At 65.9% G+C, this 14,026-nt stretch carries 6 protein-coding genes and 3 rRNA genes; 2 read left to right on the top strand and 7 right to left on the bottom strand.

What is annotated here, in order from left to right; genetic code table 11:
* Positions 1-30 precede the first annotated feature (30 nt).
* From rrf to tyrS, 4 genes are all read right to left on the bottom strand, one after another.
* Positions 31-147 (bottom strand): 5S ribosomal RNA (gene rrf, locus ASD11_RS04700).
* A 118-nt stretch (positions 148-265) separates the two neighbouring features.
* A 23S ribosomal RNA gene (locus tag ASD11_RS04695) occupies positions 266-3,370 on the bottom strand.
* A 341-nt stretch (positions 3,371-3,711) separates the two neighbouring features.
* Positions 3,712-5,230 (bottom strand): 16S ribosomal RNA (locus ASD11_RS04690).
* Together the 16S, 23S and 5S rRNA genes form the textbook arrangement of a ribosomal RNA operon.
* A 475-nt stretch (positions 5,231-5,705) precedes the next feature.
* Positions 5,706-6,980, bottom strand: coding sequence for a tyrosine--tRNA ligase (gene tyrS / locus ASD11_RS04685; protein ID WP_235503237.1), 1,275 nt, complete (start codon positions 6,978-6,980; stop codon positions 5,706-5,708).
* 77 nt (positions 6,981-7,057) lie between these two features.
* Between tyrS and ASD11_RS18040 the strand changes: the two genes are divergently transcribed.
* The gene (locus tag ASD11_RS18040) at positions 7,058-7,579 is read left to right on the top strand and encodes a hypothetical protein (protein ID WP_156464593.1); all 522 of its coding nucleotides are present in this window, start codon (positions 7,058-7,060) and stop codon (positions 7,577-7,579) included.
* On the opposite strand, the gene ASD11_RS04675 is transcribed toward ASD11_RS18040, so the two are convergent.
* From ASD11_RS04675 to ASD11_RS04665, 3 genes are read right to left on the bottom strand one after another with little or no spacing between them, the layout of a single operon-like run.
* Positions 7,509-8,840 (bottom strand): M1 family metallopeptidase, encoded by a 1,332-nt coding sequence (locus tag ASD11_RS04675; protein WP_082554171.1) that lies wholly within the window; start codon positions 8,838-8,840, stop codon positions 7,509-7,511. The two genes, ASD11_RS18040 and ASD11_RS04675, sit on opposite strands and share 71 nt — an antisense overlap.
* The gene (locus ASD11_RS04670; protein ID WP_235503236.1) at positions 8,837-12,691 is read right to left on the bottom strand and encodes a Pls/PosA family non-ribosomal peptide synthetase; all 3,855 of its coding nucleotides are present in this window, start codon (positions 12,689-12,691) and stop codon (positions 8,837-8,839) included. Before ASD11_RS04670 ends, ASD11_RS04675 begins: the two co-directional genes overlap by 4 nt.
* 43 nt (positions 12,692-12,734) lie before the next feature.
* Positions 12,735-13,139, bottom strand: a complete 405-nt coding sequence (locus tag ASD11_RS04665) for a universal stress protein (RefSeq protein WP_056283949.1) — start codon at positions 13,137-13,139, stop codon at positions 12,735-12,737.
* 62 nt (positions 13,140-13,201) lie between these two features.
* Between ASD11_RS04665 and ASD11_RS04660 the strand changes: the two genes are divergently transcribed.
* Positions 13,202-13,876, top strand: a complete 675-nt coding sequence (locus ASD11_RS04660) for a DsbA family oxidoreductase (RefSeq protein ID WP_056283946.1) — start codon at positions 13,202-13,204, stop codon at positions 13,874-13,876.
* Positions 13,877-14,026: the final 150 nt, after the last annotated feature.

Genomic DNA, 14,026 nt, shown 5'->3' with positions numbered 1-14,026 from the left:
TCCCGAAGGAGCGGCCTCGCGCTAAAAATTGTCCGGCGACGTCCTACTCTCCCACGCGCTCTCGCACGCAGTACCATCGGCGCTGAAGGGCTTGACTTCCGGGTTCGGAATGTAGCCGGGTATTTCCCCTTCGCCATGGTCGCCGAAACTCTATGGAGATATCAAAACCTTGGAGCACAGAGTTCTCATGAGTCATGAGTACTCCTGCTTCATGGTTCCCGATCATATCTCGGGAACCTCACAGTGGACGCGCGTGATCTTTGTAAGAAACAAGCCCTCGGCCTATTAGTACCGGTCAGCTCCATGCATTGCTGCACTTCTACTTCCGGCCTATCAACCCAGTGGTCTGCTGGGGGCCTTACCTGGTAAACCAGTGGGAAACCTCATCTTGAAACGTGCTTCCCGCTTAGATGCTTTCAGCGGTTATCACTTCCGAACGTAGCCAACCAGCCGTGCTCTTGGCAGAACAACTGGCACACCAGAGGTTCGTCCATCCCGGTCCTCTCGTACTAGGGACAGCCTTTCTCAAGTTTCCTACGCGCGCGGCGGATAGGGACCGAACTGTCTCACGACGTTCTAAACCCAGCTCGCGTGCCGCTTTAATGGGCGAACAGCCCAACCCTTGGGACCTGCTACGGCCCCAGGATGCGACGAGCCGACATCGAGGTGCCAAACCATCCCGTCGATATGGACTCTTGGGGAAGATCAGCCTGTTATCCCCGGGGTACCTTTTATCCGTTGAGCGACGCCGCTTCCACATGCCAGCGCCGGATCACTAGTCCCGACTTTCGTCCCTGCTCGAGTTGTCACTCTCACAGTCAAGCTCCCTTGTGCACTTACACTCGAAACCTGATTGCCAACCAGGCTGAGGGAACCTTTGGGCGCCTCCGTTACATTTTAGGAGGCAACCGCCCCAGTTAAACTACCCATCAGGCACTGTCCCTGATCCAGATAATGGACCTAGGTTAGATATCTAGTACGACCAGAGTGGTATTTCAACGGTGACTCCACTCGAACTGGCGTCCGAGCTTCACAGTCTCCCACCTATGCTACACAAGTCGAACCAAACACCAATACCAAACTATAGTAAAGGTCCCGGGGTCTTTCCGTCCTGCCGCGCGTAACGAGCATCTTTACTCGTAGTGCAATTTCGCCGAGTTCATGGTTGAGACAGCGCCCAAGTCGTTACTCCATTCGTGCAGGTCGGAACTTACCCGACAAGGAATTTCGCTACCTTAGGATGGTTATAGTTACCACCGCCGTTTACTGGGGCTTAAGTTCTGTGCTTCGCTTGCGCTAACACGTCCCCTTAACCTTCCAGCACCGGGCAGGAGTCAGTCCGTATACGGCGTCTTTCGACTTAGCACGGACCTGTGTTTTTAGTAAACAGTCGCTTGGGCCTGGTCTCTGCGGCCTTCAACGCTTCGTGGAGCAAGTCCACTCACGAATCCGGCCCCCCTTCTCCCGAAGTTACGGGGGCATTTTGCCGAGTTCCTTAACCATGATTCACTCGATCACCTTAGTATTCTCTACTTGACCACCTGAGTCGGTTTGGGGTACGGGCGGCTCAGAACCTCGCTAGATGCTTTTCTCGGCAGCATAGGATCACTCACTTCGACTAAAACGTCTCCCCATCAGTTCTCAGGCACATGAGTCACGGATTTGCCTATGACTCGCCCTACGACCTTGGCCGCGGACTACCATCGCCGCGGTTGAGCTACCTTCCTGCGTCACACCATTGCTTGCCTACTACCAGCTCGGGTCGTGCGCTCTGCCGGCCAATGTCTCCGAAGAGACTGGAGGCCGGTTTCGGGCACTTAGCATTACTGGATTCAGCATGGGCGGTTCAGTGCCGGTACGGGAATATCAGCCCGTTGTCCATCGACTACGCCTGTCGGCCTCGCCTTAGGTCCCGACTTACCCAGGGCAGATTAGCTTGACCCTGGAACCCTTGGTCATTCGGTGGAGGAGTTTCTCACTCCTCATTCGCTACTCATGCCTGCATTCTCACTCGTGTCACATCCACGGCTGGGTCACCCCGCCGCTTCGCTCGTGACACGACGCTCCCCTACCGATCCACACGGCTGGACCACGAAGGCCTACCTATAGTGTGAATCCCATAGCTTCGGTGGATAACTTGAGCCCCGCTAAATTGTCGGCGCGGAATCACTTGACCAGTGAGCTATTACGCACTCTTTCAAGGGTGGCTGCTTCTAAGCCAACCTCCTGGTTGTCTCTGCGACTCCACATCCTTTTCCACTTAGTTATCGCTTAGGGACCTTAGCTGATGGTCTGGGCTGTTTCCCTCTCGACTACGGAGCTTATCCCCCGCAGTCTCACTGCTGCGCTCTCACTTACCGGCATTCGGAGTTTGGCTGGGTTCAGTAAGCTTGTAGGCCCCCTAGCCCATCCAGTGCTCTACCTCCGGCAAGAAACACGCAACGCTGCACCTAAATGCATTTCGGGGAGAACCAGCTATCACGGAGTTTGATTGGCCTTTCACCCCTATCCACAGCTCATCCCCCCAGTTTTTAACCTAGGTGGGTTCGGTCCTCCACGCGGTCTTACCCGCGCTTCAACCTGGCCATGGATAGATCACTCCGCTTCGGGTCTAGATGGTGCAACTCATTCGCCCTATTCGGACTCGCTTTCGCTACGGCTACGGCTCTCGCCTTAACCTCGCTACACCACGCTAACTCGCAGGCTCATTCTTCAAAAGGCACGCTGTCACCCTTCACAAGGAAGAGCTCCAACGGATTGTATGCACATGGTTTCAGGTACTATTTCACTCCCCTCCCGGGGTACTTTTCACCTTTCCCTCACGGTACTAGTCCGCTATCGGTCATCGAGGAGTATTTAGGCTTAACGGGTGGTCCCGCTAGATTCACACCGAATTTCAGGGGTTCGGTGTTACTCGGGGTAACGCAAAAGAGCCATGAGCTTACGACTACGGGGGTCTCACCCTCTACGCCACGACTTTCCAGTCGGCTTCGTCTTCACTCATGGTTTGTGACTCTTTGTCAGCTCGGCAGAACTGACCATGCGGCCCCACAACCCCCCAATGACAACCCCTGCCGGGTATCACATCACTGAGGTTTAGCCTCTTCCGGTTTCGCTCGCCACTACTTCCGGAATCACGGTTGTTTTCTCTTCCTGAGGGTACTGAGATGTTTCACTTCCCCTCGTTCCCTCCAGACGCCCTATGTGTTCAGGCGCAGGTACCTGGACTTTCCTCCAGGTGGGTTTCCCCATTCGGACATCCCCGGATCACAGGTCGGTTGTCACCTTCCCGGGGCTTTTCGCAGACTCCAACGTCCTTCATCGGCTCTCGATGCCAAGGCATCCACCATGTGCACTTAGTAGCTTGTTGTTACTACAAAGATGCTCGCGTCCACTGTGAAGTTCTCAAAATACGATCGGTACCGCACAAATTCCCACGCCTGCTCAGTTGTAGGAAGAACCGAGCGGTTCGAGGGGATATGCGGTCCGAGGAAACTGCCCGAAGGCTGATCCCTCAGGACCCAACAGTGTGCCTGAGTTGTCGCTACTTTCCATCGAGGTTCCGTCCTGCAAGCAGGTGTACTGACGATGTTCGGCGGGCGACAAGCCAAATAGTCGACGTCCACTAGTGAGCTGTGCTGCACGAGACATTCGCTCGTGATCAGCACAATGGACCGTCTGGAATGAACCAGCCGGCCAAATGCTCCTTAGAAAGGAGGTGATCCAGCCGCACCTTCCGGTACGGCTACCTTGTTACGACTTCGTCCCAATCGCCAGCCCCACCTTCGACAGCTCCCTCCGTAAACGGTTGGGCCACTGGCTTCGGGTGTTGCCGACTTTCATGACGTGACGGGCGGTGTGTACAAGGCCCGGGAACGTATTCACCGCAGCGTTGCTGATCTGCGATTACTAGCGACTCCGACTTCATGGGGTCGAGTTGCAGACCCCAATCCGAACTGAGACCGGCTTTTTGGGATTCGCTCCACCTTGCGGTTTCGCAGCCCTTTGTACCGGCCATTGTAGCATGCTTGAAGCCCTGGACATAAGGGGCATGAAGACTTGACGTCATCCCCACCTTCCTCCGAGTTGACCCCGGCAGTCTCCTATGAGTCCCCACCATTACGTGCTGGCAACATAGAACGAGGGTTGCGCTCGTTGCGGGACTTAACCCAACATCTCACGACACGAGCTGACGACAGCCATGCACCACCTGTATACCGACCACAAGGGGGGCTACATCTCTGCAGCTTTCCGGCATATGTCAAACCCAGGTAAGGTTCTTCGCGTTGCATCGAATTAATCAGCATGCTCCGCCGCTTGTGCGGGCCCCCGTCAATTCCTTTGAGTTTTAGCCTTGCGGCCGTACTCCCCAGGCGGGGCGCTTAATGCGTTAGCTGCGGCACGGAGACCGTGGAAGGTCCCCACACCTAGCGCCCAACGTTTACGGCATGGACTACCAGGGTATCTAATCCTGTTCGCTCCCCATGCTTTCGCTCCTCAGCGTCAGGTAATGCCCAGAGAACCGCCTTCGCCACCGGTGTTCCTCCTGATATCTGCGCATTCCACCGCTACACCAGGAATTCCGTTCTCCCCTGCATACCTCTAGTCTGCCCGTATCGGAAGCACGCTCAGGGTTGAGCCCTGAGTTTTCACTCCCGACGCGACAAACCGCCTACGAGCCCTTTACGCCCAATAATTCCGGACAACGCTCGGACCCTACGTATTACCGCGGCTGCTGGCACGTAGTTGGCCGGTCCTTCTTCTGCGGGTACCGTCACTTTCGCTTCGTCCCCGCTGAAAGAGGTTTACAACCCGAAGGCCGTCATCCCTCACGCGGCGTTGCTGGATCAGGCTTTCGCCCATTGTCCAATATTCCCCACTGCTGCCTCCCGTAGGAGTCTGGGCCGTGTCTCAGTCCCAGTGTGGCCGGTCACCCTCTCAGGCCGGCTACCCGTCGTCGCCTTGGTGAGCCGTTACCTCACCAACTAGCTGATAGGCCGCGAGCTCATCCTTCTCCGCCGGAGCTTTCCACCTCCGATCATGCGAAAGGAGGTCATATTCGGCATTAGACGTCGTTTCCAACGCTTATTCCGATGAGAAGGGCAGATTGCTCACGTGTTACTCACCCGTTCGCCGCTCGTGTACTCCCGAAGGAGCCTTACCGCTCGACTTGCATGTGTTAAGCACGCCGCCAGCGTTCGTCCTGAGCCAGGATCAAACTCTCCGTTGAAAATTCAACATTCTGTTCGATCCCGACAAACTATTTGCTGACAAATAAATTGTCGGAATTGTTTCCATCGCTGATCGAGAAGCCGAAGCTTCTCAGTCATCGACGGGGGTATTACTTTGATTAATCTCGTCGACTTTTGGCACACTGTTGAGTTCTCAAGGATCAGACGCACACCCTAGCGCTTCCCGTTTCCGGTGAGGCGCCTCAGGGGCAACTCGTCCAACTTACATGGTCTTGCGGATCCCGGTCAAACCGGCTCCTGCCACGTTCACTCTCCGTTGTCAGCAGCTAGTTTCCGGACGCTGGGTGTGAAACCCTTGGCGGTCCTGGCGTTAACTGTTTCGGTTCGAGTGGCTGCGAGACCCGATCGCCCGGCGTTCCCGCCTTGCTCTCCGTCGCTCTCTGCAACAAGAAGAACATTACGCAGATTCGCCTGACGTGGCAAATCGAGAGCGGGTGACGCCCGTCACATTCGCTAGCGATTCAGAAAAACGCCTGAAATGCCGCGCTTTCCCTTCCGTAACACGAGCCAGGAGCCGTGGAGGAGCGGAGCGTCGGCCAGCAGCAGCTCGGGATCCTCCGCCCGGACGTTGTTGACGTAGGCGCCTCCCTCACTCACCGCACGCCGGGCAGCCGACCTCGAGTCGACCAGGCCGGCAGCCACGAGGGCGTCCGTCAGCGTCGGCGCATCGGCCACTGCAAGGTCCACGGCGCCTGCTTCGCGCAGGGCAGCAGCCAAGGTGGACTCCGGCAGCTCGGCCAGGTCTCCGCGGCCGAACAGCGCCGTGGACGCGAGCTCGGCGGCGGCCACCTCCTGGGACCCGTGGACCAGGGCGGTCACCTCGGCGGCGAGGCGACGCTGGGCCAGACGGAGCCCGGGCTTCTCGACGTGCTCCACGAGGAGCGCGTCGATCTCGTCGAGCGGCACGAAGGTGAACTGCTTGAGGTACTCCCCCACCTTGGCGTCCTCGGCCTGGATCCACGACTGGTAGAAGGCGTACGGACTCATGAGGGCGGGGTCGAGCCACACCGTGCCCGACTCGGTCTTGCCGAACTTGGTGCCGTCGGCCTTGGTGATGAGCGGGGTCGCGAGGGCGTGCACCTTGGCCCCCTCCGAGCGACGCACGAGCTCGACCCCGGCGGTGATGTTGCCCCACTGGTCGCTGCCACCGGTCTGCAGGACGCACCCGTGCCGACGGTGGAGCTCGAGGTAGTCCAGCGACTGCAGGAGCACGTAGCTGAACTCGGTGTAGCTGATGCCGCTCTCGAGGCGGCTGCTCACGACGTCGCGGGCCAGCATCCGGTTCACCGGGAAGTGCTTGCCGATGTCGCGCAGGAAGTCGATCGTGCTGAGCCCCTGGGTCCAGTCGAGGTTGTTGACGAGCGTGGCGGCCGAGGGTCCGTCCAGGTCGACGAACCGCGACACCTGGCCGCGGATGCGCTCGACCCAGTCGCCGACGGTCTCCTTGGTGTTCATCACCCGCTCCCCCGCCTCCTTGGGGTCGCCGATGAGTCCGGTGGACCCGCCCACCAGCAGCAGAGGCCTGTGCCCCGCCAGCTGGAGCCGGCGTGCGGTGAGGATCTGCAGGAGGTTCCCGACGTGCAGGCTCGGGGCCGTGGGGTCGAAGCCCACGTAGTACGTGATCGGCCCCTCGTCCATCTGGGCGCGCAGGGCGTCCAGGTCGGTCGAGTGCGCGATGAGTCCACGCGCCTGCAGGTCGTCGAGCACGGCACCGCCGGTTGCGGTCACGGATTCCTCCAAGGTCTGGAACGGTCGCCCCGATCCTATGCAGGGACCGCGCGACGGGGGCCTGGGACCATGGGGCGGTGGACGTCGTCGAGATCGCGCTGGTCGAACGGGACCTGGTCGACGCCTGGGCGACCCACCTCGCGTCCGAGACGGCCGGCACGGCCGTGTCCCTCGGGCGGCACTGTCCGGCCTGCGGCTCGACGCGCCATGGGCGGCCGCTCGTGACCGGTCGTCCCGACGTCCACGTGAGCCTCGCGCGGGCCGGAGCCCAGGCCGTGGTGGCCGCGGCGCGGGTCCCGGTGGGGATCGACGCGGAGCAGCGCGGAGCCGTGGACGCGGACGCCCTCGCAGCCGCCGACCTGCCTCCTGCCGCCGACCCCACCCTCGCGTGGGTGACGGCCGAGGCGCGGGGCAAGCTGGCCGGCACCGGACTTCGCGGACCCTCCCGCGACGGCCTCATGACGACGGTCGCCGTCGGTCACGGGCTGGTCGTCGTGCTCGCCACCCACGCGCCGGTGACCGTGCGGTTCAGGGAAGTCGAGGGAGCTCCGGACGGCGCAGCCACGGCTCCAGGAACGCCGCACCGTCCACGTCGGTGACGTCGGAGATGAGCTGCTCGAGCTCGAGCGTCGAGGCGTTGGAGTGGCGGTGCCGCTTGGTCCACAGCTGCAGGAGCCCGAAGAAGGCGTCGTCGCCGACGGTCGTGCGCAGGGCGTGGACCGTGAGCGCCCCGCGCTTGTAGAGGCGGTCGTCGAACATCAGGTCGGGTCCGGGGTCGGCCAGCACGAGGTCCTGCTCGAGGGCGTCGAGCCGGCGCCAGTGGTGCTCGGCCCACTCCTGAGCCGAGCGGCCACCGCTCTCCTCGGACCACAGCCACTCGGCGTAGCACGCGAAGCCCTCGTGGAGCCAGATGTCGTTCCACGTGCGGAGCGTGACGCAGTTGCCGAACCACTGGTGGGCCATCTCGTGGGCCACCAGACGTTGGGCGTCCCACTCGTCGGTCATGAGGTTGGAGCCGAAGATGGAGAGGCCCTGGGCCTCGAGCGGGATCTCCAGCTCGTCGTCGGTGACGACCGTCGTGTAGCCGGCCGCGAAGGGGTACGGGCCGAACCGGTCGGCGAAGAAGGCCAGCATCTCGGGCTGGCGCCGCAGGGCCTTCAGCGCGGTGGCGGCCTCCTCGCGCGACGAGACGATGCGGAGCGGGACGTCGGCGTCGTCGTCCTGCGTGACCAGACGTCCGACGTGCACCGTGGCCAGGTAGGAGGCCATGGGCTCGTCCTGCACGTACCGGTGGGTGACGGTGCCCGCGCCGCGCCGCGTGGGCTCGGCGCGGCCGTTGGCGACCGCGCCGTAGCCGTGGGGCACGGAGACCGAGACGTCGTAGCGGGCCTTGTCGGACGGCCGGTCGTTGCAGGGATACCAGGACGGGGCCCCGTGGGGCTGCGACGCGACGATCGAGCCGTCCTCGAGCTCCTCCCAGCCGGCCTCACCGTCGAGACCGGGCATGGGCCTCGGGGAGCCCGAGTACGTGACCGCGACGACGAGCTCGGTCCCGGCCGTGACGGGCTCCCGCGTCGTGATGGTGAGGTGGTCGCCCTTGTGCGCGAACTTGGCGGGTCGCCTGCCGTCGACGAGGACCTTGGAGACCCGGAGACGGTGCAGGTCGAGCACGAGCGACGTGGTGTCGAGCTCGGCCCTCACGTGCAGGACGGCCGTGCCCTCCAGGCGGTTGCTCTCGGGGACGTAGGTGAGGGAGAGCTCGTAGGCGGAGACCCCGTAGCGCCGGTCGCCGTGACCGGGGACGTAGCGGTGGTCGACGGGATCACGCTGCACGGCTCGGGCCGGACCGGTCCCGCTCATGCGTTCCAGGGTCCGATCGGGTTGCCGATCCAGCGCGTGCGGGCCGGGACGGACTCCCCACGCATGACGAGCGATCCGGGGCCGACCGTGGCATGACGTCCCGCCGACGCCGCCGGCAGGACCACCCCGTGAGGGCCGAGCGTGGCGCCGCTGTGCAGCTCGACCGTGTCCATGCTGAGTATCCGATCATGGAACAGGTGGGTCTGCACCACGCAGCCCCGGTTGACCGTGACCCCGTCGCCCAGGTGGACGAGGTCGGCCTCGGGCAACCAGTACGACTCGCACCACACACCCCGCCCGATCGACGCTCCGAGGGTGCGCAGCCAGGCGGTCAGGAGCACCGTTCCCGAGACCGTCCCGCAGAACCAGCGGGCGGCCAGGACCTCGACGAAGGTGTCGGCCAGCTCGTTGCGCCACACGAACGTGCTCCAGAGCGGGTGCTCCCCCGCCCGCACCCGACCGACGAGGAGCCACTTGGCCGCCGTGGCGACGGTGGCGGCGACGAGACCGGCCACGGCGAGCATCGGTCCGGCCAGGACCATGGCGAGCCACCAGCCGACACCGTCGGCCACGGCGAGCAGGGCCGTGGCCCACCCGAGGACGAGGCCCACGTCGAGGACGACCGCGACGAGCCGGGCGAGCTCGAAGCCGGCCCGGGCCGCTCGCAGGCGCAGGGGCGGCTCGTACGTGCGGGTCCGATCGACCTCCTCGACGGAGCGGCGGAGCTTGGTGGGCGGGCTGCCGAGCCACGACGTGCCCTTCTTCGCCTCGGTGCGACGCGGCGCCGCCGACAGCACGGCCACGAGTCCCCGCTTGGGGACCTTGCGACCGGGAGCCGTCATGCCGGAGTTGCCGACGAAGGCGTGCCGGCCGATCTTGACGGGCTCGACGCGCAGCCATCCGCCGCCGAGCTCGTACATGCCGAGCATCGTGTCGTCGGCCAGGAAGGCACCCTCGCCGACCGTGGTCATGGAGGGCAGCATCAGGACGGTGGACGCCTCGACGTCGGGCCCGATCCTGGCACCGAGCAGGCGCAGCCAGACGGGCGTGAGCGAGCTGGAGTACAGCGGGAACAGCCACGTGCGGGCCTCGTCGAGGACCCGGAACACGGTCCAGGCCTGCCACGCCTGACGACCGTGCACGGCGTGCAGACCCGGCCTCAGCCCGAGCGACTGGAGGCGGACGATCACGAGCACGAGGGTCGCGAGCACCAGCATCGTGAGCAGGGCGAACGGGACGAGCAGCACGAGGGCCCGCGCCAGCGCGTCTCCCGCACCGGAGGCACCGTCGAGCAGGGGCGAGAAGGCGGCGAGCGCGAGGACGGCCGCCAGGAGGGGCAGGCTCGCCAGGAACGCACCGGTGAGCGCGTAGGCCACGGCCCAGCGTGGACGGAGCGGAGCCTCCTCGGCCAGGAGCGGGCCGCGGGACTCACCGACGACGCGGGCGGGCGCTCCGGCGGCGTACTGCCCCTCCGGGACGTCCTCCAGCACCGTGGAGCCGGCGACGACCTCGGCGTCGTCGCCGATCGTGACTCCGGGGCCGACCAGGCTCCGCACGCCGATGCGGGCGCTCTCGCCGATCCTCACCGGGCCCAGTCGCAGCGTGGCGCCGTCGATCCACCAGCCGCGCAGGTCCACCTCGGGCTCGACGGACGCCCCGTCGCCCACGGTGAGCCAGCCGGTGACAGGAGGAACCGTGTGCAGGTCGACCCCCTTGCCGATCGTGGCGCCCAGGAGCCTCGCCTGGGTCTTGACGAGTCCGGACGACGCGAGCGACTCCGCGCCCACCTCGTCGACCCAGCGCTCGGCGGCCCACAGCCGCAGGTGCGTCTTGCCGCCTCGCGGGTGCTCCCCGGGCTCGACGCCTCGCAGCAGGAGCCTGGCGCCCGCCACGGCCAGGACCATGCGACCGACGGGAGAGACGAGGACCACCAGGCCGATGACGACGGCGACCCACGGGACCTCGGGCAGCCACGCCCAGCCCCACGCCGAGCGGGCCGCGAGGACCCCCAGCCCGACCCACGTGAGCCAGCGGAGGCCGGCGGCCGCGCGGAACGGCAGCAGCAGGACCAGCTGTCCGAGCTGGGTCTTGAGCGGCACGGGCGGGACGCTGCGGTTCAGGGCGCCGGAGGGCGTCTGCATGGCATCCAGGTGGGCCGCGAGCCCTGCCACGGACGAGTGCTCGTAGACGTCGGCCACGGTGGCCTCCGGGAAGCGCTCCCGCAGCCGGGCCACGAGCTGGGCCGCCATGAGGCTGCTGCCGCCGAGTGCGAAGAAGTCGTCCTGGGGCCGGGACACGACCGCACCGAGGATGTCGAGCCACAGCTCGCCGACCCAGCCGGCGGTCCCCTCGAGGCGGACCTCGGCCTCGGGCGCGGCGACGGGCCACGGCAGCGCGTCGCGGTCGACCTTGCCCGACGTGCGGACCGGGACGGTGGGGACGACGGCGAGGCGCGGGACGTTGGACGCAGGCAGCCGCTCCCGCAGGAGGACCCCGACCGTCCCGGCGTCGAAGGTGCCGTCGACCGTCACGTAGCCGACGAGGACCTTGTTGCCGGCCGAGGTGGTGCGCACGGCGGCTGCGGCAGCCACGACGCCGGGAAGGTGCAGCAGGGCGTCGTCGATCTCGCCCAGCTCGATGCGGCGACCGCCGATCTTGATCTGGTCGTCGGCGCGGCCCTGGAAGACGAGGCCCTCGCCGTCGAACCGCACGACGTCGCCGCTGCGATAGGCGCGGTCCCAGCCCAGGGCCGGCGCGGGCGCGTACTTCTCGGCGTCCTTGTCGGCGTCGAGGTACCGCGCCAGGCCCACCCCGCCGATCATCAGCTCGCCCGGCTCCCCCGGGGCCACCGGAACACCCTCGGCATCGACCACGGCGAGGTCCCACCCGGCCAGAGGCAGACCGATGCGCACCACCTCGTCGGCGTGCACGCGGGCCCCGCACGCCACGACCGTGGCCTCGGTGGGACCGTACGTGTTCCACACCTCCCGGCCGGGCGTGGCGAGGCGCAGGCCGATCTCGGGCGGGCACGCCTCTCCCCCGAGGATGAGCAGCCGGACCGCGTCGAGCGCGGCGGTGGGCCACAGCGAGACGAGCGTGGGGACGGTGGAGACCACGGTCACGTCGTTGGCCACGAGCCAGGGCCCGAGGTCGGTGCCGCTCTTCACCAGCGAGCGCGGGGCCGGCACGAGGCAAGCACCGTAGCGCCAGGCCAGCCACATCTCCTCGCACGAGGCGTCGAAGGCGACGGACAGCCCGGCCATGACGCGGTCACCGGGGCCGAGCGGATGTTCCTGGAGGAACATCGAGGCCTCGGCGTCGACGAACGCGGCGGCGGAGCGGTGCTGGACCGCCACGCCCTTGGGCGTGCCGGTGGAGCCGGACGTGAAGATGATCCAGGCGTCGTCGGTGAGCTCGGGGTCCTCGACGCGGACGGGCGCGCCGGGCGATCCCGCCGTGGAGATGCGCAGGTCGTCGCCGATGACGGCGGCCACCCCGGCCTCGCCGAAGACGGTGCGGGCGCGCTCGTCGGGGTCGTCGACGTCGACCGGCACGTAGGCGGCTCCGGCGTGCAGGACGCCGAGGATCGCCACGTAGAGGTCGGTGGTGCCCGACGTGATGCGCACGCCGACCCGGTCACCCCGCCCGACGCCGACGTCGGCGAGGTCGGTGGCCACCGCCGTGGCGGCCTCCTCGAGCTCGGCGTACGTGAGGACGCGGGAGCCGTTGTCGAGGGCGGGGACGTCGGGAGCGTCCGCGAGGGTCGCTCGGAAGATCTCGACGAGGGTGCGCGGCGCGGGTGCCTCGGCACCCCGGAGCAGGGTCGGCGGGACCGTCAGGGCTTCGGGCACGGGCGGCACCGTCCCACGACGGCGTGAACGCCCGGTGAACGCGTCACAGGACGGCGGCGGCCGCCTGCCCCGGCTTGACCGCGAGCACCGGCACCGGCGCGTCCATGAGGATGCGCTGCGCCGTGCTGCCCATGAGGAGCTTGCCGACCGCGGTGCGCGGCCGCAGACCGATGATGATGAGCCCGGCCTTCACCTCGCGCGCGACCGTCAGGATCTCCTCCGACGTGTCGTCGCCCGAGGGCTGACGGACCGAGACCTCGGTGCCGGTCTTGTCGCGGATCTCGGCGCGCAGCTGCTCGAGCTCGTCGGCCTTGAGCGTGGGCCGTCCGTCCTCGCGCGAGACGCACACGAGCACGAGCGGCGAGCTCGTGGCCCGCGCCCGGGTGATGCCGTGCTCGAGCGCCACCTCTCCGAACTGGTCAGCGCGATATCCGACGACGATGGTCATGCGTCCATGATCGCGCATCGGAGCGCCGGAATCATCTCCCGGGACCAGGTGTTGGACCCGACGTGAGCACAGACACCCCCTCCGCCCCCGCGCCCGTCAAGATCGACGTCTGGTCCGACATCGCGTGCCCGTGGTGCTACGTCGGCAAGCGCCGCATGGAGACGGCCGTCGCGGCCTTCGCCGAGCGCGGCGGCGCGGTCGAGATCGAGTACCACAGCTTCGAGCTCTCCCCCGAGACGCCGGTGGACTTCGCCGGCGGCGAGGCCGACTTCCTGGCCGCCCACAAGGGCATGCCGCGCGAGCAGGCGGCGTCGATGCTCGAGCAGATGACTCAGCTGGCGGCCACCGAGGGCCTGGCCTACGACTTCGGGTCCCTCCAGCACACCAACACCGTCCTCGCGCACCAGGTGCTGCACCTCGCCAAGGAGCACGGCGTGCAGGTGGAGCTCAAGGAGCGTCTCCTGAAGGCGTACTTCGAGGAGGGCCGGCACGTGGGACGCATCGACGACCTCGTGGAGCTGGCGGCCGAGGTCGGGATCGACCGCGACGTCACGCGGGCGGCGCTGGAGTCCGGCCGCTACCTCGACGCCGTGCGCGCCGACCAGGAGCAGGCCCTCGAGTACGGCATCAGCGGGGTCCCGTTCTTCGTGCTCGATGGACGCCTCGGCGTCTCCGGCGCCCAGGACCCCCAGGTCCTGCTCGGCGCCCTGGAGCAGGCCGCCGGGGTCGAGGCATGACCGGGCCGCTCCAGATGGTGCCAGGAGCCGACGACGCCGTGTGCGTCGACGGGGTCTGCGCCGTCCCCTCGGCCACAGCCGACGAGACCCCCGCCTCCACCGACGAGAAATGATGCATCCGGGTAGCCCTGGCTACCCGGATGCATCAAC

It is taken from the genome of Aeromicrobium sp. Root495 (genome assembly GCF_001426755.1).
Classification (GTDB): Bacteria; Actinomycetota; Actinomycetes; order Propionibacteriales; family Nocardioidaceae; genus Aeromicrobium.
Note: the sequence above shows the minus strand (reverse complement) of the source record. Positions and strands in the feature narration are given on the sequence as shown.

Bases quoted from the DNA above. Each gene is read 5' to 3' on its own strand.
- ASD11_RS04675 (WP_082554171.1), bottom strand. From the start codon at position 8,840: ATGAGCGGGACCGGTCCGGCCCGAGCCGTGCAGCGTGATCCCGTCGAC.
- ASD11_RS04665 (WP_056283949.1), bottom strand. From the start codon at position 13,139: ATGACCATCGTCGTCGGATATCGCGCTGACCAGTTCGGAGAGGTGGCG.